We start from the raw sequence: 26,614 nt of genomic DNA on the forward strand, positions 1-26,614 counted from the left end.
TGGCGGCGGCTTCCGCCCGGGTGGCGGCGGTCCCGGTGGCGGTGCCCCGGCCGGTGGCGGCGGCTTCCGCGGTGGCGGCGGCGGTCGTGGCGGCCCCGGTGGCCGTGGCGGTACCGCGGGTGCCTTCGGGCGTCCCGGTGGTCCCTCGCGCAAGGGCCGCAAGTCGAAGCGGCAGAAGCGCCAGGAGTACATGGACAACATGCAGGCGCCCAGCGTCGGCGGCGTCCGCCTGCCCAAGGGCAGTGGCGAGACGATCCGGCTGCCGCGCGGTGCCTCGCTGACCGACTTCGCCGAGAAGATCGACGCCAACCCGGCTTCGCTGGTGCAGGTGCTCTTCCACCTCGGCGAGATGGTCACCGCGACGCAGTCCGTGTCCGACGACATCCTCGAGCTGCTCGGCGGCGAAATGAACTACAACGTTCAGGTCGTCAGCCCCGAGGAGGAGGACCGCGAGCTCCTGGAGACCTTCGACATCACGTATGGCGAAGACTCCGGCGAGGAAGAGGACCTGCAGGTCCGGCCGCCCGTCGTGACCATCATGGGTCACGTCGACCACGGTAAGACCCGCCTGCTCGACACGATCCGGAAGACGAAGGTCCGCGAGAGCGAGGCCGGCGGCATCACGCAGCACATCGGTGCGTACCAGATCGAGACCGAGCTCGACGGCAACCCGCGCCTGATCACCTTCATCGACACCCCGGGTCACGAGGCGTTCACCGCCATGCGTGCCCGTGGTGCGAACTCGACCGACATCGCGGTGATCGTGGTGGCGGCCGACGACGGTGTGATGCCGCAGACGGTCGAGGCGATCAACCACGCGCAGGCCGCCAAGGCCCCGATCGTGGTCGCGATCAACAAGATCGACAAGGAAGGCGCGAACCCGGACAAGATCCGGCAGCAGCTGACCGAGTACGGCCTGGTCGCCGAGGAGTACGGCGGCGACACGATGTTCGTCGAGATCTCCGCGCGGCAGAACATCAACATCGACGGCCTTCTCGAGGCGATCCTGCTGACCGCCGACGCCGCTCTGGACCTCCGGGCCAACCCGGACATGGAGGCCCAGGGTGTCGCGATCGAGGCGCACCTCGACCGCGGCCGCGGCCCGGTGGCCACCGTCCTGGTCCAGCGCGGCACGCTGCGCGTCGGTGACTCGGTCGTGGCGGGTGACGCCTACGGCCGCGTCCGCCGGATGGTCGACGAGCACAACGTCGACGTCACCGAGGCGCTGCCGTCGCGGCCCGTCCAGGTCATCGGCTTCACGTCGGTGCCGGGTGCGGGTGACACCTTCCTGGTGGTCGACGAGGACCGCGTCGCCCGGCAGATCGCCGAGCGCCGGTCGGCTCGCACGCGCAACGCGCTCAACGCGTCGCGCCGCAAGCGGGTCAGCCTCGAGGACCTCGACTCCGCCTTGAAGGAGACGAACAGCCTCAACCTGATCATCAAGGGTGACAACTCGGGTACGGTCGAGGCCCTCGAAGCCTCGCTGCTCCAGCTGGACGTCGGCGACGAGGTCGAGCTGAACGTGGTCCACCGCGGTGTCGGTGGCGTGACCGAGTCGGACATCGACCTGGCGACCGCGTCCGACGCGATCGTCCTCGGGTTCAACGTCCGCGCCCAGGGCAAGGCGACCGAGCGGGCCACCCGCGAGGGCGTCGACGTCCGGTACTACACGGTCATCTACCAGGCGATCGACGAGATCGAGCAGGCCCTCAAGGGCATGCTCAAGCCGGAGTACGAAGAGGTCGAGCTGGGCCGCGCGGAGGTCCGCGAGGTCTTCAAGTCCTCCAAGATCGGCACGATCGCGGGTTGCCTGGTCATGTCCGGCGAGATCCGGCGCAACGCCCGGGCCCGTCTCCTGCGCGACGGCACGGTCGTCGCGGAGAACCTGCCGATCAGCTCGCTGCGGCGGTTCAAGGACGACGTGGTCGAGGTCCGCGAGGGCTACGAGTGCGGTCTGACGCTCGGTTCGTACGGCGACATCAAGGTCGACGACGTGATCGAGACGTACGAGCAGCGCGAGAAGCCGCGGGCGTAATGCCTGTGTCCCCGGGTGTGCGGCTCACCGCCGCACACCCGGGGTTCCCATCCCTACGACACACCCAAACTTGCCTATGTTCGTCGGAGCTCTCGAGCTCGACATCCTGCTCGGTGACGTCCATTCGCTGAAGCAGAAGCGATCCGTGGTCCGTCCGGTGCTGGCCGAGGTGCGCAAGCGCTTCGCCGTGTCGGTGGCCGAAGCCGGGCACGCCGACCTGCACCGCCGGACCCTCATCGGGGTGGCCGTGGTCGCCGAAGGTGGCGAGCACGTCCGGGACGTGCTCGACTCGTGTGAGCGGTACGTGGCGAGCAGGCCGGAGTTCGAACTGCTCTCCGCCCGCCGCCGGCTGCTCGGCCCCGATGATTAGATCTTCCTAGGAGAACGACATGGCCGATCCTGCTCGGGCTCGCAAGCTCGCCAAGCGGATCTCGCAGATCGTCGCGTCGGCGATCGAGCACGAGGTCAAGGACCCCCGGCTGGACTACGTGACCATCACGGACACGAAGGTCACCGGCGACCTGCACGACGCGACGGTGTACTACACGGTCCTCGGCGAGAAGCTGGACTCCGTCCCGGACTTCGCCGGTGCGGCGGCCGCGCTCGAATCGGCGCGCGGGGTGCTGCGCACGAAGGTCGGGCAGGGCACCGGCGTCCGCTACACGCCGACGCTGACCTTCGTCGCGGACACGATTCCCGAGGAGTCGAAGCGCATCGAGGACCTGCTGGCCAAGGCCCGCGAGGCCGACGCCGAGGTCGCCCGCCGCGCGACCGGCGCCCAGCACGCGGGCGACGCCGACCCGTACAAGGCACCGCGCGAAGAGACCGAAGACGCCGAAGACGCCGAGTTCGCGGAGGAGGAGAGCCGGGGCTGACCCGTGCTCTCCCGCCGCCGTCTGCTCGCCGGCAGCGCACTGGCGCTGCTGGCGGGCTGCTCGGCTGCCGAACCCCCACCCGGACCGCCGCCGGTGCCGGCACCCACCCGGCCGGCCGCACCGCGTGACCCGGTGACGGTCCAGCGCATGCCCTCGGCGGCCCGCGGCACCGACGTCGACCTGGTGCTGATGACGCCCGAAGGCGTCCCGGCCGCGGGCCTGCCGGTCTGCCTGGCCCTGCACGGCCGCGGCGCCCGGGCGCGGACGTTCCTCTCCCTGGGGGTCCCGGCGGTGCTGACGGCGGCGGTCCGCGCCGGAACGCCACCGTTCGCGATCGCGGCCCTCGACGGCGACCACTACTGGGTGAAAACCGGCGGTGACGACGACCCGCAGCGCATGCTGGCCGACGAAGTCCCGGGCTGGCTGACGGCCCGCGACCTGCGCCCGCCGTCGGCGGTGTTCGGCATTTCGATGGGCGGCTTCGGCGCCCTGCGGTTCGCCCGCACCCACCCGGAGCTGAAGGCGGTGGCCACGGCGAGCGCGGCGCTGTTCGCCAGCTGGCCGGACGCCCGCAGCCGCAAGGTGTTCGCGGACGAGGCGAACTGGCGCGATGCGGAACCCCTGCGGCACCCGGCCGAGCTCCGCCCCGGCGCCTTGGGCGTGTGGTGCGGCGAGTCGGACCCGTTCCTGGCCGCCGACCGGCGGCTGGTGAAGGCGGTTTCGCCGGAGGTGTCCCGCTTCTCGCCGGGCGGCCACGATGACGAATACTGGCGAGGCGTACTCCCGGAGATCGTGAAGTTCGTGGGGGAGCGCCTGTCGTGACCGCGGTGTCCAAGGCCGTGCAGGCGTTCGCCTAGAGTCAGACTCAACCGACTGGACCGCTGAGGCGTTTCCTCTCCGGACGTACACCGTCAGGAAAGGTGAGGACATGGCGATCAGAAGATGGCAGGTAGCCGCGGCGCTGGCTGTCGCGGGACTGAGCCTCGGACAACTGCCGGCCAACGCGGCGCCCGCGTACGCCACGGACCACTTCAAGCTGTGCATCGACGGCTGGGACTGCCGAACGGTCTACCTGGAGGGCTGGATCTACTGGGGCAACCGCACGGCCCGCATGACGGTGGACCACCAGGGCGCCACCATGACCGGGCACTTCGACGCGTTCGCGGGTTCCAGGAAAATCGACAGCCGCGTGACGATTGCGGACACCGACTACTTCTCGATCGGGGACCCGAACCTCGTCGGTGGCATCAACCGGATCAGGAGCCAGGCCTGCATCACCGGCGACGGCGGGGCGTTCAAGTGCTCCGACCAGTGGAACGACATCCGCGACTAGGAGCCCCGGCACCGCCTGTCGTGAGTGAAAAAGAGGGTTCTGACCCTCTTTTCACTCACGACCGCGCCGGGCGAACAGGATCGCCTGCGACACCGGGTTTTCCGGGTCGAGCGCCCACTCCGCCTCGACCGTGAACCCGGCCTCCCGCACCCGCCGCGCCAGCCACCACGGCTGCCGCAGGTGCACGCTGACCTTCATCGGGTGCCCGCCGTAGCCCTGGGTCTTGAGCCGGGTGCCCGCGCCGACGTGGTAGCCGATCACCAGCAGGCCACCCGGCCGCAGGACGCGGTGGAAGTGGCCCAGCGCCGCCGGCACCGCATCGTCCGGGACGTGGATCAGCGACCAGAACGCCAGCACCCCGGCCACGGACGCGTCGGGCAGCGGGAGGTCCGTCATCGACCCCACCTCGAACCGCAGTTCGGGGTGGGTTCGCCGGGCCAGGTCCACCATGCCCGGGGACAGGTCGATACCCCACGCGTCGACCCCGAGCGAAGCCAGGTGCGCGGTGAAGTGCCCCGGGCCGCAGCCGACGTCCACCGCGGGCCCGTCGACCTCCGCGGCGAACAACGCCAGCGCGGCCCGCATGTACGGCTGCTTCTCCAGCGCGTTCGAGACGAAGTCCGCGTAGCTCGCAGCCACCGTGTCGTAGGAGGTGGCGGTGTCGGCGAGCCAGGTCATCGCGCGCGCAGGCCGTCGAGGACGATGCCGAGCGCGCGCCGCCAGTCCGGGGTGGCGGTCGCCGCCGCGAACACGATCGGCAGGTCGGTTCCCCGGAAGTCCTTCCGCAGCGCACCGGCCTCCTGGGCGCGCGTGATGATCCGGTGCATCCGGGAACCGTTGGCCTGCTTGGCTTTCTCCAGCCCCGACGCCGGGTCGAACGTCCGCGAGCACACCTCGGTGAAGCCGCGGTCGGAGACCTGCATCAGCACCGAACGTTCGAGGAACAGGACGAAACCGTCCCACGGGTCCTCGCACGCGAGGGCCTCCTCCAGCACGGCCTGCGCCTCTTCGAGCGTCGGCAGGAACGCGGCTTCGACGAGGTCCGCCCGCGTCGGGAACCGGTTGTAGAGGGTGCCGATCGCCACTTCGGCGCGCCGGGCGATCTCGTCGAGCGGGGCGTCGACCCCCTTGGCGCCGAACACTTCCCGCGCCGCCGCGACCAGCGCCTCGCGGTTGCGCCGGGCGTCCGCGCGCAGGGGACGTTGCTCGACGGTCACAGTCGGCGAGTATAGCGACGGCTGTACGCTCGGGCGGCCCGCCCGGTTGCCTGCCTGATCGGAACCTCACAGTGCCCACCGCGTGCGTCCGGCGGGAGCACAATGGGACGAGCGGGGGTTCGCCCCGCACCGAGACGGCCACCGAGGGAGGTCGGCACCCGTGCACTCCGACCTTTCCCCGTCCGGCCGCACCGGAGTCCTCCTGGTCGGCACCCGCGGGCAGCGGGGCCCCGGGGAGGTGCTGATCAGGATCAGGGGCGGCCTGGAAACCTTCCTTGCCTGGTCCGACACGGAGCTGCCGAAGGGCACGACCGTCCTGGTCGTGGAAACCCGGGGACGGCGCACGGTCGACGTCGTGGCGTGGGACGCCTCGGATCCCGCTTCTTAGTGCTTTCCAAAGGACAGCCGATGTTCGGTTATCGCGTGCCTGCTCCCAACGAGGCGATGCTGATCTCCGGGGGCAAGAACAGCAAGGGCGCGTCGCCGTTCCGGGTCGTCACCGGCCACGGTGCCTTCGTCATGCCGGTCTTCCGGAAAGTCCGGTTCCTCACGCTCGCCATGTGCGAAGCCGAGGTGACCGAAGTGTGCGTGACGAAGCAGGCCATCGCCCTCACGGTCCGGGCGGTGATCGCGTTCAAGGTCGGCAACGACACCGAGAGCATCGTCAACGCCGGCCAGCGGTTCCTCTCCGACCAGGACCAGATGTCCGTGCTGACCGGCCGGATCTTCGCCGGGCACCTGCGGTCCATCATCGGGTCGATGACCGTCGAGGAGATCATCACCGAGCGGCAGAAGCTCGCCACCGAGGTGCTGGACGGCTCCGCGGTGGAGATGGCGAAGATCGGGCTCACCGTCGACGCGCTGCAGATCCAGTCGATCGACGACATGAAGCTCGGCTACATCGCCGCGATGGCCGCACCGCACAACGCCGCCATCCAGCGGGACGCGCAGATCGCCCAGGCCGTGGCGAACAAGACCGCGGCGGAGGCCGAGCAGGAGTCGCAGCGGACGCAGGCCGAGTACGCCCGGCAGACGTCGATCGTGCAGGCGCGGTACCGCGCCGAGGTCGAGGCGGCGCAGGCGCAGGCCGGCCAGGCCGGTCCGCTCGCGCAGGCGAGGGCGCAGCAGGAGGTCATCGACGCGCGCACCGAGCTGGCCCAGCGGGAAGCCGAACTGCGGCAGCAGCAGCTGGTGGCCGAGGTCATCAAGCCCGCCGACGCCGAGGCCGAGCGGATCCGCATCCTGGCGGTCGCCGAGGCGGAGAAGATGCGCATCCAGGCGGAGGCGGCGGCGTCGCACAACCGGGTCGCGCTCGACCGGATGCTCATCGACCAGCTGCCGCAGATCGTCAAGGAAGCCGGGCGGGGCCTGTCGGGGGCGAACGTCAACATCCTCAACGGCGCCGACGGCCTCGGCGAGATGGCCGCCGGGCTGGTCGGCCAGGGATTGTCCATTCTGGACTCGGTGAAGCGCGGCCTGAGCACGCCGCCCGCTCCGGCTCCGGCGGCGGCACCGGAAGCGAACGGGCAGGCGCCGGCGAAGCCCGAGCTCACCGCGTAGCGCTTTGTCGACTCAGGACGCGGGTTTCACGGCGACGACCAGGTCACGCAGGATGGCCTGGTCGACGCGGTGGGCGAACTCCTCCCACGGCCCGCCTTCGCGCACGTCGAGCCCGGCCTTCCGGAGCACCTCGACCAGCTCTTCCCGCGGCAGCACGGTGGTGTTCCACGAGATGCCGAGCGCCCCACCGGGTTTCAGCACCCGCGTCCACACCGGGACGGCCGCCGCGAGCAGGTCGCGCGGGCTCCGCTGCAACCCGGTTTCGCGGTGGCTGCCGTGCTGCACGCCGTACGGCGCGTCCGTGACGATCACGTCGCAGGAGTTCGCCCGCAGCACCTCGTCGGTCGTGAGCGTGTCGGCGTTGAAGTAGGTGAGCTTGCGCGTGTCACCCGCTTTGTACGCTTCCTTGTCCAGTGCGTACTCGATGTCGAGGCGACGGCCGAGCCGGACCTTGTTGCGCCGCAGCTGGCCCGACTCGGCGGTGTGCTTCACGCGCTTGTTCCGCAGCCACGTCTTGATGAACGCCTCGTAGGCCTCGAAGTCCTTGGCGTCGACGTCCAGGCCGGTCGCGTGCAGGCCGTACATCATCGCCTGGTTGAGCGTGGTGCCGCGGCCGCACAGCGGGTCGAGCAGGTACTTCGGCCGGTCCGAGAACGGGTCCGCGGTCGCCAGCAGCGTCACGTTCACCAGCAGCTTGGTGAACAGCTCGTTGGTCTTGCCCGCGTACTTCTGGATGGTCAGCAGGTCCGAATCGGCCTTGGCCAGCGGTGTCACGCGCACCGGACGGAGGACGCCGTCACCCAGCTCGAACAGGGCATACAGCGACGAGAGGTTGGACAGCAGCGCGAGGTCGCGCTCGCCGAGGGGCGCCGAGCTGGTGAAGCGCACGTAGCCGACGCCGCCGAGCTCGACCTCCTCGATGGCGGACAGCTCGGCCGCCAGGCCCGCGCCGAACACCGCCAGCTCGGCGCGCAGCAGCGCGGGGGAGGAGGCGGCGTAGACCCGGTTGGCCGAGGGGTAGACCAGCATCGCGTACTCAGGCATCCCGCAGAGCGTAGCGTGACGCACCGTGACCCCTCCTTCGGTGCAGCACATCCGGGCCGCGGCGGCCCTGCTCGCGTCGGCCGGCGACGTGACGATCCTCGGCCACGTGCGGCCGGACGCGGACGCGCTGGGCAGCGCACTGGCCCTCGGCCGGGCGCTGCGGCAGCGCGGCGCCCGCGTGCGCGTCTCCTTCGGCGAGCCCGACGAGGCCCCGGAGACGCTGCGGTGGCTCGACGAAGACGGCCTGCTCACCCACCCGGACACACTCCCGGACTCCGAGGAGCTGCTCGTGTGCGTCGACACGCCGACGCCGAAGCGGCTCGGCCGGCTCGCCGGGCGCGTCGAGCTCGCCGGCGCGGTGCTGGTGATCGACCACCACGCGACCAACACCTTCTACGGCACCTGCCACGTCGTGGACGAGCGCGCCGAGGCCAGCGCGGTCCTCGTGTTCCGCGTCCTGGAGGCACTGGGCGCGGAGCTGGACGAGCCGATCGCGCGCGGGCTCTACGCGGGGATCGTCACCGACACGAGCGGGTTCCGCCGGGCGAGCCCGGACACGCACCGGATGGCGGCCCGGCTGCTGGAAGCGGGGGCCGACCCGGAGGCGATCGTGCGCCGGATCGTCGACGAGCGCCCGTTCGCCTGGCTGCCGATGCTCTCGTCCGTGCTGCGCGAGGCCCGGCTGGAGCCGGAAGCCGCGCAGGGCCGGGGTTTCGTGCACGCGGTGGTTTCCGCCGAAGCCGCGCGCACGGTCCGCAGCGAGGAGGTCGAGTCGGTCGTCGACGTCGTCCGCTCGGTGCGCGATGCGGCCGTCGCGGCCGTGCTCAAACAGGACCCGGCGCACCCGGAGCAGTGGCAGATCTCGTTGCGTTCCACCGGGATCGACGTCTCGGCGGTGGCGGCCGAGTTCGGCGGCGGCGGGCACCGGCAGGCCGCGGGCTGCACGATCGCGGGCCCGGCCGACGAGGTCGTCGCGGGTCTGCGCGCGGCCTTGGAGCGGGCGCCGCTGCTGTAGCGCGCCGGTCGCGCTTTCGCGCCTTCCCGTGGTGATCACCGTCCGGTCCTGTGTGGAACACATGGCGCGGCACGGCATCCGGCACGCCTTCACCGGCCGCCGCACTAGGCCGGGGAGCGAAGGGAGGCCGGGCATGACCGAACCGACCGAAGCGGCGGGCGACCGCGGCGACGGGCTGCTGACCGGACCGACGCGGTGACCGGGCCGGCCGCCCCGGCCGACCGGCTGCTGCTCGACCTCCGCTTCCCGGCGATGGGCACGCTCGACGACCGCACGGAGCTGTCCATCACGGCGAAGCGGGCACGCCCCGCCGGTGGTCGGTCTCCGCGCGCCGGCGACTGCGCGATCGCGTGTGCCTGGACCCGCGTCCCGGCGAGGTCCGCGCCGAACGAGGTTCCCGCCGGCCGGAACTGTCGGTGGCGGCGGTTAGAGTCCGGATCGTGGCGAACGTGGAGGAGATCGAGCGGGTCCCGGCGAAGCGCGTGCTGGGCTTGGCCGTGCCCGCGCTGGGCGTGCTGGCCGCCGAGCCGCTGTACGTGCTGGTCGACACCGCCGTGGTCGGTCACCTCGATGCCTTGCCGCTGGCCGGGCTCGCGCTCGGCGGCGTCGTGCTGGCCCAGGTGTCGAGCCAGCTGACGTTCCTGTCCTACGGCACGACGTCCCGCACCGCCCGCCTGCACGGCGCCGGCCGCCGGGCCGACGCGGTGCGCGAAGGCGTGCAGGCGACGTGGCTGGCGGTGTTCGTCGGGCTCGTCGTGCTGGCCGCGGGGCAGCTGCTGGCCTGGCCGATCGCGCGGGTCCTTTCGGGGAGCGACGAGATCGCCTCGGCCGCCGTCTCCTGGCTGCGGATCGCGTTGTTCGGAGCGCCGCTGATCCTGGTCACCATGGCCGGCAACGGTTGGATGCGCGGAGTCCAGGACGCCGCGAAGCCGTTGCGGTACGTGCTGGCGGGCAACGGGATCTCGGCCGTGCTGTGCCCGGTCCTCGTCTACTGGGCGGGGCTGGGCCTGGAGGGTTCGGCGATCGCGAACGTCGCGGCGCAGGTGATCTCGGCGTCGCTGTTCATCCTGGCGCTGGTGCGCGAGAAGGTGGGCCTGCGGCCGGACTTCAAGGTGATGCGCGCCCAGCTCGGCCTCGGCCGCGACCTGGTGCTGCGCAGCCTGGCCTTCCAGGCGTGCTTCGTCTCGGCGGCGGCCGTCGCGGCCCGGACGTCGACCGAAGCGGTCGGCGCGCACCAGGTGGTGCTGCAGCTGTGGACGTTCCTGGCGCTGGTGCTGGACTCGGTGGCGATCGCCGCGCAGTCGCTGGTGGGGGCGGCGCTGGGGGCGAACTCGGCCCGGCAGGCGCGCGGGGTCGCGTCGCAGATCACCGGGTACGGACTGCTGATGGGCTGTTTCCTGGGGGTGCTGTTCGCGGCGCTGTCCTGGGTGCTGCCGCACGCGTTCACGTCCGACCCGGGCGTGCTCGCCGAGATCCCGCACGCGTGGTGGTTCTTCGTGGCCCTGCAGCCGATCGCGGGCGTGGTCTTCGCCCTGGACGGCGTCCTCCTGGGCGCGGGCGACGCGGCCTTCCTCCGCAACGCGACGCTCGGCAGCGCCGCCCTCGGCTTCCTCCCGCTGATCTGGGCCTCGCTCGGCTTCGGCTGGGGCCTCACGGGCATCTGGACCGGTCTTTCCCTCTTCATGCTCCTCCGCCTGGCCGCGGTCCTGGCCCGCTGGCGCTCCGGAAACTGGGCCGTCACCGGCGCCACCCGCCCCGCCTGACGTGCGCAAACCGGCATCACGCGTGTCCGGAGGGGCATCACGTGTGATCCGGCGGGCATCACGCGTGATCAGCGGGGCATCAGCCCGATGCCCCCTCAATCACGCGTGATGCCCCTCCAAGCACGTGAGATGCCCGCTCGATCACGGGTGATGCCCCGCTGAGCACGGGTGATGGGGGTTACCTGTGGGGAAAGCCACGCGGGTCGTGGCTATGGTTCGTGGTTGCTTAGGCGATACAAGTAGTAGGGACGGCAGCGTGGGCGTCCTGCGCCCCGAACCGCCCACCTCTGGAGGAACCTGTGCCCGCCACCGGCCGTGCCACCGCCCGGTCCTGGCTGATCTGGCTCGCCGCCGTCACCGTCTACCTCCTCGCCGTCTTCCACCGGACGTCCTTCGGGGTCGCCGGGCTGCAGGCCGCCGAGCGCTTCGGCGTCGGCGCGGCCGCGCTCGGCACCTTCACCGTCCTGCAGGTCGGTGTGTACGCCGCGATGCAGATCCCGACCGGCGTCCTGGTCGACCGCTACGGCCCCCGCCGCGTCCTCACCGCCGCCGTCCTGATCCTCGGTGCCGGCCAGCTCCTGCTCGGCGTCGCCCACTCCTACGGCCTCGGCCTGCTCGCCCGCGGCGTCCTCGGCCTCGGCGACGCGCTCACCTTCGTCAGCGTCCTGCGCCTGGTCGCGGCCCACTTCCCGGGCCGGCAGTACGCGCTGCTGACGTCGTTCACCGCGGCCGTCGGCTACATCGGCAACCTCGCCGCCACCGTCCCGCTGGCCTTGGTCCTCGACGGCGCCGGCTGGACGCCCACGTTCCTGGCCGTCGGCGCCATCACGGTCCTCTACACCGCCGTCGTGGCCCTGCGGGTCCGCGACGTCCCGGCGGGCGAACAGCCGCCCGCGCGCGAAGAAGTCCGCCCGCGCGAGCTCGCCGGCCAGGTCGCCGAGGCCTGGCGGACGCCGGGGACGCGCCTGGGTTTCTGGGTCCACTTCAGCACGATGTTCGCCCCGAACGCCCTGACACTGCTCTGGGGCGTCCCCTGGCTGGTCCAGGGCCAAGGCCAGTCGAAGGCGACGGCGAGCGCGCTGCTCACCGTGTTCGTCTTCGGCTCGATGGCCGGCGGCCCGGCCCTCGGCGGCCTGATCGGACGGCGTCCGTCGCTGCGGATGCCGCTGGTCGGCGGCTACATCGGCGGGGCCGCGCTGGTCTGGGCAGTGCTGCTGGGCTGGCCGGGCCAGGTGCCCCTGCCGGTGCTGGTGCCCGCGTTCGCCTTCCTCGCCCTCGGCGGCCCGGCGTCGATGATCGGCTTCGCGCTGGCCCGCGACTACAACCCGCTCACCCGCGTCGGCACGGCGACGGGCGTGGTCAACGTCGGCGGTTTCGTGGCGACGACGATCGCCGCGCTGGCGGTCGGCGTCCTCCTCCAGGTCACCGGCGGCAACTTCCGGCTGGCGCTGCTGGCCCTGGTCGCCGTGCTGGCCTTCGGCACGGTCCGCATGCTCGTGTGGTGGCGCCGGACCCGCACCCACCTGTTCCTCGCCGAGGCCCGCGGCGAGGAGCTCCCGGTCCGGATCACCCGCCGCCGCTGGGACGCGGCGCTGCCGGAGACGCCGATCGTCGCCGCCTGACTCATGCGCCCCAAGGCGGCCTTGGTTGCGTCTTCCGCACCGAAGGCCGCCTTGGTTGCGTCTGACGCACCGAAGGCCACATTGGCGCGCTTGCCGAGCCTGCACCAGCGGCCTGATCGATCCGCAAGGAGCGGCCGCTAGGGTTGCCGCGTGTCGAGCCCCAAACCGCCCCGCCGCCCCGCGCCGCCCCCCGGCCTCCTCATCGTCGACAAGCCCGCCGGCATGACGTCGCACGACGTCGTCGCGCGCGCCCGCCGGATCATGGGCACCCGCAAGGTCGGGCACGCCGGCACGCTCGACCCGATGGCGACCGGCGTCCTCGTGCTCGGCATCGAACGCGCCACCAAGCTGCTCGGCCACCTGGCCCTGGACCGCAAGACCTACCTGGCCACCCTCAGCCTCGGCAGCAGCACCACGACCGACGACGCCGAGGGTGAAGTGCTGAGCCAAGCCGAGACGGAAAAAGTAACGGACGAAGACATCGCCACCGGCGTCGAGAAGCTCACCGGCGACATCCAGCAGGTACCCAGCGCGGTCAGCGCGGTCAAGATCGACGGCAAGCGCGCCTACGCCCGCGTCCGCGCCGGCGAGGACGTCGTCATCCCGGCCCGCCCGGTCACCGTCTACCGCTTCGACGTCCTCGCCGTCCGTCACGAGGAGGACCACGTCGAGGTCGACGCCGTCGTCGAGTGCTCCTCGGGCACCTACGTCCGTGCGCTGGCCCGCGACCTGGGCGCGGACCTCGGCGTCGGCGGCCACCTGAAGGCACTCCGCCGTACCACGGTCGGCCCGTTCACCCTGGCCAAGGCGAGGACCCTCGACCAGCTCGAAGAACAGCCCGAACTGAGCCTCGACCTCGACGCCGCCGTCGCCGCCGCGTTCCCGCGCCGCGACCTCGACGCCGCCACGGCGAAAGCGGTCCGCCACGGCCAGCGCATCCCGGCGGCCGGTGTCGAAGGCACGTACGGGCTCTTCGGTCCCGACGGCCGGGTGCTCGCCCTGGCCGCCGACGAACAAGGCGTGTCCCGCGCGGTGGTCGTGTTGCTGCCCGCCTAGGGTGGGCTCGAGAGACGGGAGTCTGACGTGCTTCGGTGGCGTGGGCTGGGGGACCTTCCCGGCAGCTGGGGCCGGTGCGTGGTCACCATCGGCGTGTTCGACGGTGTCCACCGCGGGCACCAGGAGCTGATCAGCCGGACGGTGGCGGCGGCGGCCGAGCGCGGCCTGCCGAGCGTGATGCTGACGTTCGACCCGCACCCGTCGGAGGTGCTGCGCCCGGGCAGCCACCCGGCGCAGCTGACGACCTTGCGGCGCAAGGCCGAGATCGTCGAGAGCCTGGGTGTCGACGTCTTCTGCGTGCTGCCGTTCACCCTCGAGCTGTCCCGGCTGCAGCCGGAGGAGTTCGTGCACGAGGTGCTGGTCGACCGGCTGCACGCGGCCGCGGTGATCGTCGGCGACAACTTCACCTTCGGCGCCAAGGCGGCCGGCGACGTCGCCATGCTGCGCACCCTCGGCCGCCGGTTCGGCTTCGCCGCGTTCGGTGCCGAGCTGCAGGGCAAGGAACTGTCCGAAGAGGACCAGTCGGCGATCACCTTCTCCAGCACCTACGTCCGGTCGTGCATCGACGCCGGTGACGTGGTCGCCGCCGCCGAGGCGCTCGGCCGCCCGCACCGCCTCGAAGGGATCGTCGTCCGCGGCGACGGCCGGGGCCACGAGCTCGGCTACCCGACGGCGAACCTGTCGACCCCGCGTTTCGCCGCGGTCCCGGCCGACGGTGTCTACAGCGCGTGGTTCACCCGTTCGGCCGACCCCCAGCGCCGCCTGCGCGCGGCGGTCTCGGTGGGCACCAACCCGACGTTCTCCGGGCGCGAGCGGACCGTGGAGGCCTTCGTCCTCGACGTCGACGAGGACTTCTACGGCCAGCACGTGGCCATCGACTTCGTCACGCGGCTGCGGGACCAGGTGCGGTTCGCCGACTCGGCCGGGCTGGTCGCGCAGATCGACGACGACGTGGTGAAGACCAGGAAGGCACTCGAACTGCCCCCGGACGCCCTGACCGGGGACGAATAGGGGATTCCGCGTCCACGAACCGGGCAGCGATGGCAAGATGCTCACGGACGGTGTGCGCGAAAAAAAAAGGGGAGCTGGTGGAGGACCACAAGATCGTCCAGCGGAACATCGCGTTGCAGCGCGAGTGGTACGGGGAGCCGCTCGGTGACCGCGTGCGCCGGCTCGTCGTCGCGTTCGACGTTTCGCAGGCGTTCCTGGCCGAGGTCCTCGGCATCAGCGCCCCGATGCTCAGCCAGGTGATGAGCGGGCGCCGCGCGAAGATCGGCAACCCGGTCGTGCTGGCCAGGATGATCATGCTCGAGCGCAAGATCCTGGTGCCCGAGGTCGCCGCCGGCAACCGCGACGCGATGCTGGCCGCGATGGAGGACGTCCGCGACTCCCGCCCCACCGTCGGCCGCGACAACATCCCGGTGGTCAACGAAGACCAGAAAGTCCTCGCCTACCTGCGCGACCTGGCCGAGGACGAGGACCTGGGCGAGGCCGCCAAGCGCCTCGACGACGACTTCCCGGCCATCGCCGACCTGCTGCGCCGGGCGGGCAACAGCGCCTGATGCCGGTCCTGTTCAGCGCGCTGCTCCCGCCGGAGGACGTCGTCGAAGAGATCACCGCGGCCCTGGGCGACCCGGGGGAAGGCCTTCGCTGGGAACCGCCGGAGCGCTGGCACATCACCCTCGCCTACTACGGGCCGGACGACGTCGGAACCCGCGCCGCCTGGCTGGGCGAGCGGCTGGCCGGGCGCGGGGGTGTCGACGTCCGGCTGGAAAAGGCCGCGACGTTCCCCGGGGTGCTGTGGTTGACTGCCGTCGGACCGGAGCTGACACCGCTCGCGAACGCCGCGGGCGCCGACGCCGAACCGAGGCCATACCGGGCGCATCTGACGCTCGCGCGGTTCCCCCGGGAAGAACCGGGGCTCGCCGCGCGTTGGACCAAGAGCCTCGAGAGCTTCACCAGCCGGAGCTGGCGGGCTACCGAAGTGGTGCTGATGACCAGCGAGCGCGAGCGGGGCGGTCACCGGTACTCCGTGGCCCGCGCCTTCGAGCTGGACCGCGGCTGAACAGGCAGTTCAGCGGGCTGGTAACCTCAACGACCGGGTCCGGCTGCAGTCCGTGGCGGCCGTGACCGTCTTCCCGGCGTGCATCCGGCGTCCGGGGCCGCACGGCACTGATTATTTCGAGGAGCAACACAAGTGGCGCTGTCCACCGAAGAGAAGAAGTCGATCCTGGCCGAGTACGGCGTGCACGACTCGGACACCGGATCCCCCGAGGCCCAGGTGGCGCTGCTCACCAAGCGCATCGTCGGCCTCACCGAGCACCTCAAGGCTCACAAGCACGACCACCACTCGCGTCGCGGGCTCCTGCTGCTGGTCGGCCGTCGCCGCCGGCTCCTGAACTACGTGATGAAGGTGGACATCGAGCGTTACCGTGCGCTGATCCAGCGCCTCGGCCTGCGCCGATAGCTTTACCCGAGGGGGAGTGACCACGAGGTCGCTCCCCCTCGCCACAGAACACGGCGCGAGCGCGCACGAGGGTCCGTCCGCCGGTCCTCGGTAGTGGCTTCCGGGAAGCGTCCCGGGGGCTTCGATCGAAGACCGGCCTCATTCCTCGAGCGTCCTCAGGCGAAACGGGTCCCAGGGTGGGAGACTCGCGTCGTACGAAGGAACCAAAGAGGAGAACAATCTATGACCGACTCCACCGGAGTCACCGTGCACGAGACCGAAGCCGTCATCGACAACGGCCGGTTCGGCACCCGCACCGTCCGCTTCGAGACCGGCCGGCTGGCCCGCCAGGCCGCCGGCGCCGTGGTCGCGTACCTCGACGAAGAGACCATGCTGCTCTCGGCGACGACCGCGTCGAAGCACCCGAAGGAGCACTTCGACTTCTTCCCGCTGACCGTCGACGTCGAAGAGCGCATGTACGCCGCGGGCCGCATCCCGGGCGCGTTCTTCCGCCGAGAGGGCCGCCCGTCGACCGACGCGATCCTCACCGCCCGCCTGATCGACCGCCCGCTGCGCCCGTCGTTCGCCGACGGTCTCCGCAACGAGATCCAGGTCGTCATCACCGTCCAGAGCCTCAACCCGGACGACCCGTACGACGTGCTGGCCATCAACGCCGCCTCGGCGTCGACCCAGATCGCCGGCCTGCCGTTCTCCGGCCCGGTCGGCGGCGTGCGCGTCGCCCTGATCGAGGACCAGTGGGTCGCGTTCCCGACGTGGACCCAGCTGGAGAAGGCGACCTTCAACATGGTCGTCGCGGGCCGCATCGTCGGTGACGACGTCGCCATCATGATGGTCGAGGCCGAGGGCACCGAGCACACGCTCGACCTGATCGCCGCCGGCGGCAAGGCGCCCGACGAGACCTCGGTCGCCGAGGGCCTCGAGGCCGCCAAGCCGTTCATCAAGGTCCTGTGCGAGGCGCAGCAGCGCCTGGCCGCCGACGCCGCCAAGCCGACCGGCGAGTTCCCGGTCTACCCGGCCTACCAGCCGGACGTCTACGAGGCCGTCGCCGCCATCGCGACCGACGACCTGGCCCGCGCGCTGCAGATCGCCGGCAAGCAGGACCGCGACGCCGCGACCGACGAGGTCAAGGCCGCCGTGATCGAGAAGATCGGCCTGGGCGAGGGCGAAGCCTTCGAAGGCCGTGACAAGGAGATCGGCGGGGCGTTCAAGGCCCTGACGAAGAAGATCATGCGCCAGCGCGTCCTCACGGAGAAGATCCGCATGGACGGCCGTGGCCTCACCGACATCCGGTCGCTCTCGGCCGAGGTCGCCGTGATCCCGCGGGCGCACGGTTCGGCGCTGTTCGAGCGCGGCGAAACCCAGATCCTGGGCGTCACCACGCTGAACATGCTGCGCATGGAGCAGCAGATCGACTCGCTCTCCCCGGAGACGACGAAGCGCTACCTGCACCACTACAACTTCCCGCCCTTCTCCACCGGTGAGACCGGCCGCGTCGGTTCGCCGAAGCGCCGCGAAATCGGCCACGGCATGCTCGCCGAGCGCGCCCTGGTCCCGGTGCTGCCGAAGCGCGACGAGTTCCCGTACGCGATCCGCCAGGTCTCCGAGGCGCTGGGCTCCAACGGCTCGACGTCGATGGGCTCGGTCTGCGCGTCCACCATGGCGCTGTACAACGCCGGTGTGCCGCTGAAGGCGCCGGTCGCGGGCATCGCGATGGGCCTGGTCTCCGACGAGGTCGACGGCGAGACGCGGTACGTGGCGCTCACCGACATCCTCGGCGCCGAGGACGCCCTGGGCGACATGGACTTCAAGGTCGCCGGCACCAAGGACATCATCACCGCGCTGCAGCTCGACACGAAGCTCGACGGCATCCCGTCGGAGGTCCTCGCGGCCGCGCTGAAGCAGGCGAAGGACGCCCGCAGCACCATCCTCGAGGTCATCGCCGAGGCGATCGACGGCCCGGACGAGATGAGCCCGTTCGCGCCGCGCGTCACCTCCGTGAAGATCCCGGTCGACAAGATCGGCGAGGTCATCGGCCCGAAGGGCAAGATGATCAACTCGATCACCGAGGAGACCGGCGCCGACATCTCCATCGAGGACGACGGCACGATCTACGTGGGCGCGGCCGACGGCCCGTCGGCGGAGGCGGCGATCGACAAGATCAACGCCATCGCCAACCCGCAGCTGCCCAAGGTCGGCGAGCGCTTCCTCGGCACCGTGGTGAAGACGGCCGCGTTCGGCGCGTTCGTCTCGCTGCTGCCGGGCAAGGACGGCCTGGTGCACATCTCGAAGCTGGGCAACGGCAAGCGGATCGCCAAGGTCGAGGACGTGGTCAACGTGGGCGACAAGCTCCGCGTCGAGATCGCCGACATCGACAACCGCGGCAAGATCAGCCTGATCGTGGTCAAGGACGACGAGGCCGCCAAGCCCGCCGAGGGCGGCGAGCAGCCGGCCGACGCCGACAAGGCCGACGCCAAGTAAGACAGCTCGTTTCTGGTTCGTGAAGGCCACCTCGGGATGTCCCGAGGTGGCCTTCACGGCAAATTGAGTAAGGAACCCATGGCACGGCAGGTTTCCGGGCACGAGCAGCCCGTCGGCACCACCCGCACGCTGGAGTCCACTTCGGACGGTGCGGTCGTCAAGCGCAGCGTCCTGCCGGGCGGCCTGCGCGTGATCACCGAGCACGTCCCCGCGTCGCGCTCGGCCACGGTCGGGCTGTGGGTCGGCATCGGCTCCCGCGACGAGCCGGCCGCCGTCGCCGGTGCCGCGCACTACCTCGAGCACCTGCTGTTCAAGGGCACGAAACACCGCGACGCCACGCAGATCGCCGAGGAGATCGACGCGGTCGGCGGCGAGTTCAACGCCTTCACGGCCAAGGAACACACCTGCTACTACGCGCAGGTGCTCGACGCCGACCTCCCGCTCGCCGTGGACCTGGTCACCGACGTCGTCTTCGACGCGCTGTGCACCGACCGCGACATGGACATGGAACGCAGCGTCGTCCTCGAAGAGATTTCGATGCGCGACGACGACCCCGAGGACCTCCTGCACGAGACGTTCGTGACGGCCATCCTCGGCGACCACCCCCTCGGCCGCCCGGTGCTCGGCACCGAGAAGTCGATCATCGAGATGTCCCCGGCCGCGCTGCGGAACTTCTACAAGCGCCGCTACACGCTGCCGCGGATGGTCCTGTCGGTGGCCGGGAACATCGACCACAGCCAGGTGCTGCGGCTGGTCCGCAAGGCGCTCGGCGAGCGTCTGGCCGGCACCGCGACGCCGATCGCGCCCCGCGAGGGCCGCGCCCGGATCAAGACCCCGCCGAAGCTGGCCCTGCACACCGACGACACCGAGCAGGCGCACGTCATGCTCGGCCTGCGGTCGCTGTCCCGCCACGACGACCGCCGCTTCGCGCTGTCGGTGCTCAACGCGGCCCTCGGCGGCGGGATGAGCTCGCGGCTGTTCCAGGAGATCCGGGAGCAGCGCGGGCTGGCGTACCAGGTGTACTCGTCGGTCGCGAGCTACGCCGACACCGGGCACATGGCCGTGTACGCGGGTTGCCAGCCGGAGAAGCTCGGCGACGTTGCCGGCGTCATCCGCGAGGTGCTCGACAAGGTCGGCGTCGACGGCCTCACCGACGCCGAGGTGGCCCGCGCCAAGGGCCAGCTGCGCGGCGGGCTGGTGCTGGGCCTGGAGGACACGTCGTCGCGGATGTCGCGGATCGGCAAGAACGAGCTCAACTACGGCCGCTACCTGGGCGTCGACGACACGATCGCCCGCATCGACGCGGTCACCGCGGACGACGTGTGTGCGCTCGCTCGCACTTTGTTCGCCAGGCCCGGTGGCGTCTCCGCGGCGGCGGTCGTCGGCCCGTACGCTCACGCCGACGAACTTCCTGACGACCTGCACGAGGTGATCGCTTCATGACCATCAACGTCGGTGTGCTCGGTGCGCGCGGCCGGATGGGCGCGACGGTGGTGAACGCCGTCGAGGGCGCGTCGGACCTGAAGCTCGTGGCGGCGCTGGACGCGGGCGACGACTTCGCGGCGCTCGCCGACGCCCAGGTGGTCGTCGACTTCACCCACCCCGACGCGGTCATGGGCAACCTGGAGTACCTGGTCGAGCACGACATCCACGCGGTCGTCGGCACCACCGGCTTCAGCGAGGATCGGCTGGCGTCGTTGCGTGCGCTGCTGGAGCCGAAGCCGGAGCTGGGCGTGCTGATCGCGCCGAACTTCGCCCTTGGCGCGGTTCTCGCGATGCGGTTCGCGGCCCAGGCGGCGAAGTTCTACGCCTCGGCGGAGATCATCGAGCTGCACCACAACCGCAAGGCCGACGCGCCTTCGGGCACCGCCGCGCACACCGCCCGGATGATCGCGGCCGCGCGCGCGGAAGCGGGCGTGACGCCGGGTCCGGACGCGACGACGTCCGAACTGGACGGCGCCCGTGGAGCGACGGTCGAGGAGGTCCGCGTGCACTCGGTCCGCCTGCCGGGCCTGGTCGCGCACGAGGAGATCCTGTTCGGCGGCGAGGGGGAGACCCTGACGATCCGCCACGACTCCCTCGACCGGACGTCCTTCATGCCGGGCGTGCTGCTCGGCGTGCGCGAGGTGCTGAAGCGCCCCGGCCTGACGGTCGGCCTGGAAAACGTCCTCGACCTGTGAAGGCCCGCAATGTGGCGCTGCTGCTGACGGCGGCGCTGATCGTCTACCTGTTCCTGCTGGCGGACCGGGCGTTCGCCCTGTTCAAGACAGGCACGGGGGCCGGGATCGCGCTGGGTGCGGGCGTCCTGCTGCTGCCGGTGCTGGGCATCTGGGTCGTGGTGGTGACCTGGCGCAACGGCCTGCAGATCCAGCGCCTGTCCCGCCGCCTGGACGCCGAGGGCGCGCTCCCGGACGTCTCGGACCTCCCGCGCCGCCCCTCGGGCCGCGTCGATCGCGAAGCGGCCGACGCGTGGTTCGAGCAGCGCCGCGCGGAGGTCGAGGCCGACCAGGGGAACTGGCGGGTCTGGTACAAGCTCGCGTACGCCTACGACATCGCCGGCGACCGGCGCCGAGCCCGCGAGACGATGAAGAAGGCCGTCGAGCTGGAGGCCGCCGACCGATGACAGGGCACTTTCACGTGAAGGTGCCCTGCTCTGGCAGGCTGGACGCAGTGACGTTGCTGCTGAAGCTTGTGCTGGCTCCGCTGCTGGTGGTCGGCTCGTCGCTGGCCGGACGGCGCTGGGGGCCGGGCCTGACCGGCCTGCTGGGAGCCCACTCCAAAGAGAACGCTGCCGGTCGTCGCCGGGCCGATCCTGCTGATCACCTACCTGGAGCACGGCCCGGCGTTCGTCGCCCGGGCGGCGACGGCGTCGCTGCTGGGGCTGGTGTCGCTGGCCGCGTTCGCCGTGGTGTTCGCGCGGGTGTCCCGGGCCCGCGGCTGGGTGGGCGCACTGGTGGTCGGCTGGCTCGTCTGCCTGGCGCTGGATTTGGCCCTGTCCTTCGCGCCGGTGCCGGTGTGGGTGGCGCTCGGGCTGGCGTGGGCGGCGGCCTGGGCGGGCATCCGGTTCCTGCCGGAGCCGGGGGAAGCAGGGCCGGTGCGGCTGCCGTGGTGGGACCTGCCCGCCCGCGTGGTGGCGACGGCCGCGCTCGTGCCGGCCCTGACGGCCGCGGCCGGACGCCTCGGCCCGGACCTGACGGGCGTGCTGGCGCCCTTCCCGACCGGGACGAGCGTGGTGGCCGTGTTCGCGCTGGCGCAAGCCGGTCCGGCGGCGGCCGCGGCGACCACGCGCGGAGTGCTGCGCGGGCTCGGTGGGTTTTCGGCGTTTTGTTTTCTGGTGGCGGTGCCGGCGGAGCCGATCGGCGGGTGGGCTTTCCCGGTCGCGGTCCTGGGAACCGGGGTGTGGCAATTCGCTGACAGTTGTCGTTCATTCGGGAAATGAGCGCGGTTCGTACTATCGGCCGCATGAAACCGACTTCGTCTTCTCCGGGTTGCCGGGCGTTGTCCGCGTCGCTGCGTGAGGTGCGTGAAGCGCGGAAGTTCGGGTTGCGCGAGCTGGCCCGGGCCCTGGAAGTGGATCCGCGGTTGCTGTCGCAGTGGGAGCTGGGGATCCGGGTGCCGCCGATCGAGGAGGTGGCCCGGATTCTCGGGTATCTGCGGGTGGATCGGGTGGTGACGAGCCGGATCCTGGACTTGGTGCGGCACGCGAGGGAGCTGAACTGGCTAGACTCCAACCCGTCCGACCTGCCCGCCGCGCTCACGGCGGTGATGCAGTGCGAGCGGACGGCCAGCCTGATCACCAACTGGTCCCCGCTGATCATTCCTGGCTTGCTGCAGACCCCCGACTACGCGCGCGTCTTGCTCTCCGCTTCCGATATCAAGGCTGAGGATGTCGATGCGCGGCTGGTGGCTCGCCTGAAACGGCAGCGGATCTTGTCCGGTTACGAGCCGGTCCGGCTCAATGCCATCATCTCCGAAATGGCGATCCGCGAGGTGGTCGGCGATGCGGACATCATGTCGGACCAGATCGACCACCTGCTCCGGTTAGCTGTTACATCTAACATTTCAGTGCGTATCGTGCCTGCCGACGTGGAGTATCACCCGGGCAAGAATGGCATGTTCGCCTTATTCGACTTTCCAAGTGAGCCGTCGATCGTGTTCATCGAGCATCATCATGCCTGCGCCTTCGTCAACGAGTTGGAGGCTACCGTCAGGTATCAGAAGCTCGTTAAGCTCTTGCAGGACAAGGCATTGACCGAAGACGCCTCGCGGGACCTGCTTCGGGAGGCGGCGCGATAAGGTCGGAGGCATCGTGCTCACGTGGCGGAAGTCGAGCTACACCACACACACGGAATGCGTCGAGGTTTTCCTCGCCGAAACCGTCGGGGTGCGGGACACCAAAGCCCGTCACCTGGGCCAGCTCACCGTCTCGCGCGCCGCTTGGTCCGCGCTGATCTCAGTGGTGGAGCCAGCCCGCGAAGACCGCAGGTGAAGCCGCTATCAAACTGAAGCGGATCCACCTTCCGGCGAGACCCGTCGTCAAGAACGTCGCCAGGCGCATCCGCACCAGCCCCGCGAGCACGCTCGTCGCCATGAACGGGGGCAACCCCACCAGGGAGCTCACCCCGTACGTCCCGGCCATCCAGTGCGGGTGCCGGTGGCACCGCTCGCGCAGCCGGTCGACCCATCCGCGCACCCGCTTCGTCCGCAGCTGCCAGCGCACGCGCCGGGGTGTCAGCGGGCGCTCGCGGTGCAGCCGGTCGTGCAGCGGCTTCGGCAGCTTGATCGTCCCGCGCGCGGCCAGGTAGTACAGCGTCTTCCCGGCGATCTGCCCGACGGCCACCGCCGCCCCGAGCCACAGCCAGTGCAGCCCCGGCTGGCTCGCGCACAAGCCCAGCAGGAACACCTCGGCGTTGATCAGCGGCACGATGGCCGAACCGAACGCGACGCCCAGCGTCAGCAGGATCCAGCTCATCGTGTCACCTCCTGAATATCGCTCGCGTTCTTCCAAGTTATCAGTTCGAAATCACCGCGCACGGGGGTTAGCCCCCGTCTTCGGCGGGTGGTCCGCACCAGAAGATCACCTGCCGGACGGCTTCCGGTCACCTCCCGCCGGAACACTGACGGGGTGGCCGCCGACCGACCCCGTACGCCCGCTGACCGATTCGGCGCCCTCTGCCGGACCGTCGTGCGCTTCCTGCCACTGGGTCTGTCGCGGATCGTGGCGCCGACGTTTCTCGGGTTCTGCCTGATCAACGGGTTCACCTTCGGCGTCGACCTCGGGCTGCTCACCGTCTTCCACGGCGTGCTCGGCTGGCCGGTGTGGCTGGCGATCACGCTGGCTTACGTCTGCGCGTTCGGGCTGAGCTTCGCGCTGAACCGGACGTTCAACTTCCATTCCCACGCCGCCGTCGGAATCCAGCTCGGGCTTTACATCGTGGCGATCGCTGTCAATTACGCGGCATTTCTGCTGGGTGTGGGCGCGGGGCTGACGGCGCTGGGCGTCGAATACCACGTCTCGCGGCTGGTCGCGGGTGCGTGCGAGGGCGTGTTCATGTACGCCGTGATGCGGTGGGTGATCTTCCGGGACTCAGCTCAGGGTGAGGTCGAGGGTGCCGGTGAGGCGGACCTCGCGGACCATGCGGTCGCCGGTGTCGAGGGTGCGGACGGTGCCGTCGGGGTTCCAGCCGGCCCGGCGGTAGAAGCCGAGGGTGGCGTGGTCGCCCTGGGCGACCCAGGCGATGCCGCGGGAGGCACCGTCGGCCCGCAGGCCCGCGGCGGCCGTCGCGAGTAGCCGTCCGGCGTGGCCCCGGCGGCCCCACCGCGGCTCGACGAGCAGGGTGGCGATCAGCCCGGTCGTGTCCGCGTCCTCGGGCAGGCTCCCGTCGGCCTGGGCGACCTCGTCTTCGGGCGCGCGGCCGGCGACGCAGAAGCCGACGGTGAACTCGCCCTCGGTGGCGACGTAGACGAGGCTGCCGGGGTAGTCGATCGTTTCGGTCCAGGTGCCGGCGAGGTCGGTGGCGTCCAGTTGCGCGAGGGCTTGCTTGCCGAGCAGGTCCTCGTAGGCGGCGTGCCAGGTTTCGCGCTGGATGCGGGCGATCTCCGCGGCGTCGGACAGATCGGCGGGACGGACGGCGGCGTCGCTCATGGGCCTGAAATTAGTACAGCGGAGCGCAGCTCCTCCGTTGAGGGCGGTGGTGGGGGCATGGATGGACTGGGGGCCCGGTTTTTGTCGGTGGTGGGTGGCACCATGACCTCACCATGCAAACGATCAGCGTCTCGACGGCCCGGAAGACGTTCCTGGCCGCACAGGGCTTCACCGACCCGCGTCCGTCCGGCCTGCCTTCGCGGCAGCACCTGAAACGGGTGTTGTCGCGGGTCCAGTTGCTGCAGCTGGACTCGGTGAACGTGGCGGTCCGGGCCCACTACATGCCGGTGTTCGCGCGGCTGGGCGCGTACGACCCGGCTCTGCTGGACGCGGCGGCGTGGAAGCACTCGGCCCGTCAGCCACGCCTGCTGGTGGAGACGTGGGCGCACGAGGCGAGCCTGCTGCCGATCGAGGACTGGCCGCTGATCCGCTCGGGCGCCAAGCGCGACGGCTGGTGGCGGCACTACGGGTCGCTGATCGAGAAGTCCCCGGGCCTGGTTGACGAGATTCTGTCGGTGGTCAAGGAGCTGGGCCCGATCGGCGCGGGCGGCATCGAGCGCGCGGTGGAGGCCGACGCCCAGCGCCGCGGGCCGGGCTCGTGGTGGGAGCGGTCGGAGGTCAAGCGCGTCTGCGAGTACCTGTTCGGCATCGGCCAGCTGACCACGGGCACGCGGCGCTCCTTCGAGCGACTCTACGACCTGACCGAGCGGGTGGTCCCGCCGGAGATCCTGTCCCGGTCCGTGTCGGCGGAGGAGGGCGCGCGGGGGTTGATCTCGCGGTCGGCGCGAGCGCTGGGCGTGGCGACGGAGACGGACCTGCGCGACTACTACCGCCTCGGCCCGGCCCCGGCCCGCCAGGCGGTGGCGGAGCTGGTGGAGGCAGGGGAGCTGGAGCCGGTCGCGGTCCGCGGCTGGAAGCAGCCGGCCTACCGGCACACGTCGGCCCGGACCCCACGGGCGGTGACGGGCCGGGCGCTGCTGTGCCCGTTCGACCCGCTGATCTGGGAGCGGGCCCGCACCGAGCGGTTGTTCGGGTTCCACTACCGGATCGAGATCTACGTCCCGGAGCCGAAGCGGGTGTACGGGTATTACGTGTTCCCGTTCCTGCTCGACGGTTCTTTGGTCGCGCGGGTCGACCTCAAGTCCGACCGCGCGGCGGGAGTGCTGCGGGTCCAGGGGGCGTTCGCCGAGGAGGGCGTGGATGTGGCGCGGGTGCTGCCGGAGCTGGCCGCGGAGCTGAAGCACATGGCGGAGTGGCTGGGGCTGTCCGGCGTGGCGGTGGGAGAGCGGGGCGACCTCGCTGCGCCACTGGCGAAACTGGTCCGCTGAGATGAACTCCGAAAGGGCCCGGACCCTGCTCCGCTCGGTGGTGCCGGCGGTCGCCCTGCTCGTGCTGGCGAGTTCGTGTGCCACGGGCAAGGATGCCGTGGCACAGGAGAACACCTTCGAGTTCGATTCGCCAGGTGGGCAGACGCAGATCTTCTACCCGCTCGAGCAACGCAAGAAGGCCGCCGAGCTGTCGGGGCCGAACGTGGTGAACCCCGGTGAGACGGTGTCCCTGTCCGACCACGCCGGGAAGGTCGTCCTGCTCAACCTCTGGGGTGCGTGGTGCGGGCCGTGCCGCGCGGAAACGCACACCCTGAAGGCCATCGCGGACGCGGGCAGGAGCGAGGGCATCGAAGTCCTGGGCATCAACGTCCGCGACAACCGCCAGTACGCGGCCGACTTCATCAGCAACTTCGGCGTCGGCTACCCGTCGATCTTCGATCCGTCCGGCCGGGTCGCCCTGCAGTTGCGCGGCATCCCGCTGGCGGGTATCCCGGTTTCGCTCATCGTCGACAAGCAGCAGCGGGTGGCGGCGGTCTACCTCGGGTCGATCCTGGAAGAGGACGTGCGTCCGGCGCTGGAACGAGTGCGGGCGGAATAAGACCCGCGCTTTCTCCGGTATTTCGCGCGAACGGGCCGTCCCCGGCACCCCTACCGGGAACGGCCCGTTCTCCCCCTT

General features: G+C 70.9%; 29 protein-coding genes and 1 pseudogene. 25 read left to right on the top strand and 5 right to left on the bottom strand.

The window, feature by feature from the left end; all coding sequences use genetic code 11:
* The 5 genes from infB to IE317_RS27640 all read left to right on the top strand — a co-directional run.
* Positions 1-2,035 (top strand): translation initiation factor IF-2 (gene infB / locus IE317_RS27620; protein ID WP_191314268.1); only part of this gene is annotated, 2,035 nt, incomplete at its 5' end.
* Between the two features lie 76 nt (positions 2,036-2,111).
* Complete coding sequence (locus tag IE317_RS27625; RefSeq protein WP_091315631.1) at positions 2,112-2,405, top strand: DUF503 domain-containing protein; 294 nt, start codon at positions 2,112-2,114, stop codon at positions 2,403-2,405.
* Positions 2,406-2,424: 19 nt separating this feature from the next.
* Positions 2,425-2,910: a 30S ribosome-binding factor RbfA gene (rbfA, locus tag IE317_RS27630; protein ID WP_191314269.1), complete on the top strand. Its 486-nt coding sequence runs from the start codon at positions 2,425-2,427 to the stop codon at positions 2,908-2,910.
* Positions 2,911-2,913: 3 nt separating this feature from the next.
* Positions 2,914-3,732 carry an alpha/beta hydrolase gene (locus tag IE317_RS27635; protein WP_191314270.1) on the top strand — a complete coding sequence of 273 codons (819 nt, stop codon included), beginning with the start codon at positions 2,914-2,916 and terminating at the stop codon, positions 3,730-3,732.
* Positions 3,733-3,838: 106 nt separating this feature from the next.
* Positions 3,839-4,243: a hypothetical protein gene (locus tag IE317_RS27640; RefSeq protein ID WP_191314271.1), complete on the top strand. Its 405-nt coding sequence runs from the start codon at positions 3,839-3,841 to the stop codon at positions 4,241-4,243.
* Between the two features lie 51 nt (positions 4,244-4,294).
* On the opposite strand, the gene IE317_RS27645 is transcribed toward IE317_RS27640, so the two are convergent.
* Both IE317_RS27645 and IE317_RS27650 read right to left on the bottom strand, forming a co-directional pair.
* Positions 4,295-4,921 (bottom strand): class I SAM-dependent methyltransferase, encoded by a 627-nt coding sequence (locus tag IE317_RS27645; RefSeq protein WP_191314272.1) that lies wholly within the window; start codon positions 4,919-4,921, stop codon positions 4,295-4,297.
* Complete coding sequence (locus IE317_RS27650; protein ID WP_191314273.1) at positions 4,918-5,460, bottom strand: TetR/AcrR family transcriptional regulator; 543 nt, start codon at positions 5,458-5,460, stop codon at positions 4,918-4,920. Before IE317_RS27650 ends, IE317_RS27645 begins: the two co-directional genes overlap by 4 nt.
* A 160-nt stretch (positions 5,461-5,620) precedes the next feature.
* On the opposite strand from IE317_RS27650, the gene IE317_RS27655 reads away from it, so the two are divergent.
* Together IE317_RS27655 and IE317_RS27660 are read left to right on the top strand one after the other, a co-directional pair.
* Positions 5,621-5,848, top strand: coding sequence for a hypothetical protein (locus tag IE317_RS27655; RefSeq protein ID WP_003084005.1), 228 nt, complete (start codon positions 5,621-5,623; stop codon positions 5,846-5,848).
* A gap of 35 nt (positions 5,849-5,883) precedes the next feature.
* Positions 5,884-7,020 (top strand): SPFH domain-containing protein, encoded by a 1,137-nt coding sequence (locus IE317_RS27660; protein WP_229902946.1) that lies wholly within the window; start codon positions 5,884-5,886, stop codon positions 7,018-7,020.
* A 12-nt stretch (positions 7,021-7,032) separates the two neighbouring features.
* On the opposite strand, the gene IE317_RS27665 is transcribed toward IE317_RS27660, so the two are convergent.
* Positions 7,033-8,064 carry a TRM11 family SAM-dependent methyltransferase gene (locus tag IE317_RS27665; RefSeq protein ID WP_191314275.1) on the bottom strand — a complete coding sequence of 344 codons (1,032 nt, stop codon included), beginning with the start codon at positions 8,062-8,064 and terminating at the stop codon, positions 7,033-7,035.
* 25 nt (positions 8,065-8,089) lie between these two features.
* On the opposite strand from IE317_RS27665, the gene IE317_RS27670 reads away from it, so the two are divergent.
* The 15 genes from IE317_RS27670 (at position 8,090) to IE317_RS27740 (ending at position 22,954) form a co-directional block, all read left to right on the top strand.
* Complete coding sequence (locus tag IE317_RS27670; protein ID WP_191314276.1) at positions 8,090-9,079, top strand: DHH family phosphoesterase; 990 nt, start codon at positions 8,090-8,092, stop codon at positions 9,077-9,079.
* A gap of 440 nt (positions 9,080-9,519) precedes the next feature.
* On the top strand, positions 9,520-10,842 hold the full coding sequence (locus IE317_RS27675) for an MATE family efflux transporter (protein WP_191314277.1): 1,323 nt from the start codon (positions 9,520-9,522) through the stop codon (positions 10,840-10,842).
* Positions 10,843-11,141: 299 nt separating this feature from the next.
* Complete coding sequence (locus tag IE317_RS27680) at positions 11,142-12,464, top strand: MFS transporter (RefSeq protein WP_191314278.1); 1,323 nt, start codon at positions 11,142-11,144, stop codon at positions 12,462-12,464.
* Positions 12,465-12,614: 150 nt separating this feature from the next.
* Positions 12,615-13,520: a tRNA pseudouridine(55) synthase TruB gene (truB, locus tag IE317_RS27685; RefSeq protein WP_191314279.1), complete on the top strand. Its 906-nt coding sequence runs from the start codon at positions 12,615-12,617 to the stop codon at positions 13,518-13,520.
* A 27-nt stretch (positions 13,521-13,547) separates the two neighbouring features.
* The gene (locus IE317_RS27690; protein WP_191314280.1) at positions 13,548-14,531 is read left to right on the top strand and encodes a bifunctional riboflavin kinase/FAD synthetase; all 984 of its coding nucleotides are present in this window, start codon (positions 13,548-13,550) and stop codon (positions 14,529-14,531) included.
* A gap of 77 nt (positions 14,532-14,608) precedes the next feature.
* Positions 14,609-15,082: a helix-turn-helix domain-containing protein gene (locus tag IE317_RS27695; protein WP_191314281.1), complete on the top strand. Its 474-nt coding sequence runs from the start codon at positions 14,609-14,611 to the stop codon at positions 15,080-15,082.
* Positions 15,082-15,585: an RNA 2',3'-cyclic phosphodiesterase gene (gene thpR / locus IE317_RS27700; protein ID WP_191314282.1), complete on the top strand. Its 504-nt coding sequence runs from the start codon at positions 15,082-15,084 to the stop codon at positions 15,583-15,585. The genes IE317_RS27695 and thpR overlap by 1 nt, the downstream gene beginning before the upstream one ends.
* Positions 15,586-15,717: 132 nt before the next feature.
* Positions 15,718-15,987 (top strand): 30S ribosomal protein S15, encoded by a 270-nt coding sequence (gene rpsO, locus IE317_RS27705; protein ID WP_003084034.1) that lies wholly within the window; start codon positions 15,718-15,720, stop codon positions 15,985-15,987.
* A gap of 222 nt (positions 15,988-16,209) precedes the next feature.
* A complete protein-coding gene (locus tag IE317_RS27710) occupies positions 16,210-18,465 on the top strand; it encodes a polyribonucleotide nucleotidyltransferase (RefSeq protein WP_191314283.1) in 2,256 nt (751 codons plus the stop codon).
* A gap of 78 nt (positions 18,466-18,543) precedes the next feature.
* Complete coding sequence (locus tag IE317_RS27715; RefSeq protein WP_191314284.1) at positions 18,544-19,908, top strand: M16 family metallopeptidase; 1,365 nt, start codon at positions 18,544-18,546, stop codon at positions 19,906-19,908.
* Positions 19,905-20,645: a 4-hydroxy-tetrahydrodipicolinate reductase gene (dapB, locus tag IE317_RS27720; RefSeq protein ID WP_191314285.1), complete on the top strand. Its 741-nt coding sequence runs from the start codon at positions 19,905-19,907 to the stop codon at positions 20,643-20,645. The genes IE317_RS27715 and dapB overlap by 4 nt, the downstream gene beginning before the upstream one ends.
* Positions 20,642-21,088 carry a tetratricopeptide repeat protein gene (locus tag IE317_RS27725; protein ID WP_191314286.1) on the top strand — a complete coding sequence of 149 codons (447 nt, stop codon included), beginning with the start codon at positions 20,642-20,644 and terminating at the stop codon, positions 21,086-21,088. Before dapB ends, IE317_RS27725 begins: the two co-directional genes overlap by 4 nt.
* A 261-nt stretch (positions 21,089-21,349) precedes the next feature.
* Entirely contained in the window at positions 21,350-21,904 is a 555-nt protein-coding gene (locus IE317_RS27730) for a hypothetical protein (RefSeq protein ID WP_229902947.1), read from the top strand.
* Positions 21,905-21,927: 23 nt separating this feature from the next.
* The gene (locus tag IE317_RS27735) at positions 21,928-22,761 is read left to right on the top strand and encodes a helix-turn-helix domain-containing protein (RefSeq protein ID WP_191314287.1); all 834 of its coding nucleotides are present in this window, start codon (positions 21,928-21,930) and stop codon (positions 22,759-22,761) included.
* A gap of 13 nt (positions 22,762-22,774) precedes the next feature.
* Positions 22,775-22,954: a DUF397 domain-containing protein gene (locus tag IE317_RS27740; RefSeq protein ID WP_308443409.1), complete on the top strand. Its 180-nt coding sequence runs from the start codon at positions 22,775-22,777 to the stop codon at positions 22,952-22,954.
* Here IE317_RS27740 and IE317_RS27745 read toward each other — a convergent pair.
* On the bottom strand, positions 22,919-23,437 hold the full coding sequence (locus tag IE317_RS27745; protein WP_191314288.1) for a hypothetical protein: 519 nt from the start codon (positions 23,435-23,437) through the stop codon (positions 22,919-22,921). The genes IE317_RS27740 and IE317_RS27745 overlap by 36 nt on opposite strands.
* Positions 23,438-23,683: 246 nt before the next feature.
* On the opposite strand from IE317_RS27745, the pseudogene IE317_RS44705 reads away from it, so the two are divergent.
* Positions 23,684-23,986: pseudogene (locus tag IE317_RS44705) on the top strand (GtrA family protein); the annotation flags it as partial.
* Positions 23,987-24,052: 66 nt separating this feature from the next.
* Here the strand turns inward: IE317_RS44705 and IE317_RS27755 are convergent.
* Positions 24,053-24,610: a GNAT family N-acetyltransferase gene (locus tag IE317_RS27755; RefSeq protein WP_191314289.1), complete on the bottom strand. Its 558-nt coding sequence runs from the start codon at positions 24,608-24,610 to the stop codon at positions 24,053-24,055.
* Between the two features lie 113 nt (positions 24,611-24,723).
* Between IE317_RS27755 and IE317_RS27760 the strand changes: the two genes are divergently transcribed.
* A complete protein-coding gene (locus IE317_RS27760; protein ID WP_191314290.1) occupies positions 24,724-25,938 on the top strand; it encodes a winged helix-turn-helix domain-containing protein in 1,215 nt (404 codons plus the stop codon).
* Position 25,939: 1 nt separating this feature from the next.
* Entirely contained in the window at positions 25,940-26,536 is a 597-nt protein-coding gene (locus tag IE317_RS27765; RefSeq protein WP_191314291.1) for a TlpA family protein disulfide reductase, read from the top strand.
* Positions 26,537-26,614 lie beyond the last annotated feature (78 nt).

This window comes from Amycolatopsis bullii (assembly GCF_014654205.1).
Lineage (GTDB): Bacteria > Actinomycetota > Actinomycetes > Mycobacteriales > Pseudonocardiaceae > Amycolatopsis > Amycolatopsis plumensis.

Bases quoted from the DNA above. Each gene is read 5' to 3' on its own strand.
- dapB (WP_191314285.1), top strand. From the start codon at position 19,905: ATGACCATCAACGTCGGTGTGCTCGGTGCGCGCGGCCGGATGGGCGCG.
- IE317_RS27755 (WP_191314289.1), bottom strand. From the start codon at position 24,610: ATGAGCGACGCCGCCGTCCGTCCCGCCGATCTGTCCGACGCCGCGGAG.
- IE317_RS27715 (WP_191314284.1), top strand. From the start codon at position 18,544: ATGGCACGGCAGGTTTCCGGGCACGAGCAGCCCGTCGGCACCACCCGC.
- IE317_RS27760 (WP_191314290.1), top strand. From the start codon at position 24,724: ATGCAAACGATCAGCGTCTCGACGGCCCGGAAGACGTTCCTGGCCGCA.
- IE317_RS27665 (WP_191314275.1), bottom strand. From the start codon at position 8,064: ATGCCTGAGTACGCGATGCTGGTCTACCCCTCGGCCAACCGGGTCTAC.
- IE317_RS27745 (WP_191314288.1), bottom strand. From the start codon at position 23,437: ATGAGCTGGATCCTGCTGACGCTGGGCGTCGCGTTCGGTTCGGCCATC.
- thpR (WP_191314282.1), top strand. From the start codon at position 15,082: ATGCCGGTCCTGTTCAGCGCGCTGCTCCCGCCGGAGGACGTCGTCGAA.
- IE317_RS27735 (WP_191314287.1), top strand. From the start codon at position 21,928: ATGAAACCGACTTCGTCTTCTCCGGGTTGCCGGGCGTTGTCCGCGTCG.
- IE317_RS27765 (WP_191314291.1), top strand. From the start codon at position 25,940: ATGAACTCCGAAAGGGCCCGGACCCTGCTCCGCTCGGTGGTGCCGGCG.
- IE317_RS27625 (WP_091315631.1), top strand. From the start codon at position 2,112: ATGTTCGTCGGAGCTCTCGAGCTCGACATCCTGCTCGGTGACGTCCAT.
- IE317_RS27645 (WP_191314272.1), bottom strand. From the start codon at position 4,921: ATGACCTGGCTCGCCGACACCGCCACCTCCTACGACACGGTGGCTGCG.
- rbfA (WP_191314269.1), top strand. From the start codon at position 2,425: ATGGCCGATCCTGCTCGGGCTCGCAAGCTCGCCAAGCGGATCTCGCAG.
- IE317_RS27710 (WP_191314283.1), top strand. From the start codon at position 16,210: ATGACCGACTCCACCGGAGTCACCGTGCACGAGACCGAAGCCGTCATC.
- IE317_RS27640 (WP_191314271.1), top strand. From the start codon at position 3,839: ATGGCGATCAGAAGATGGCAGGTAGCCGCGGCGCTGGCTGTCGCGGGA.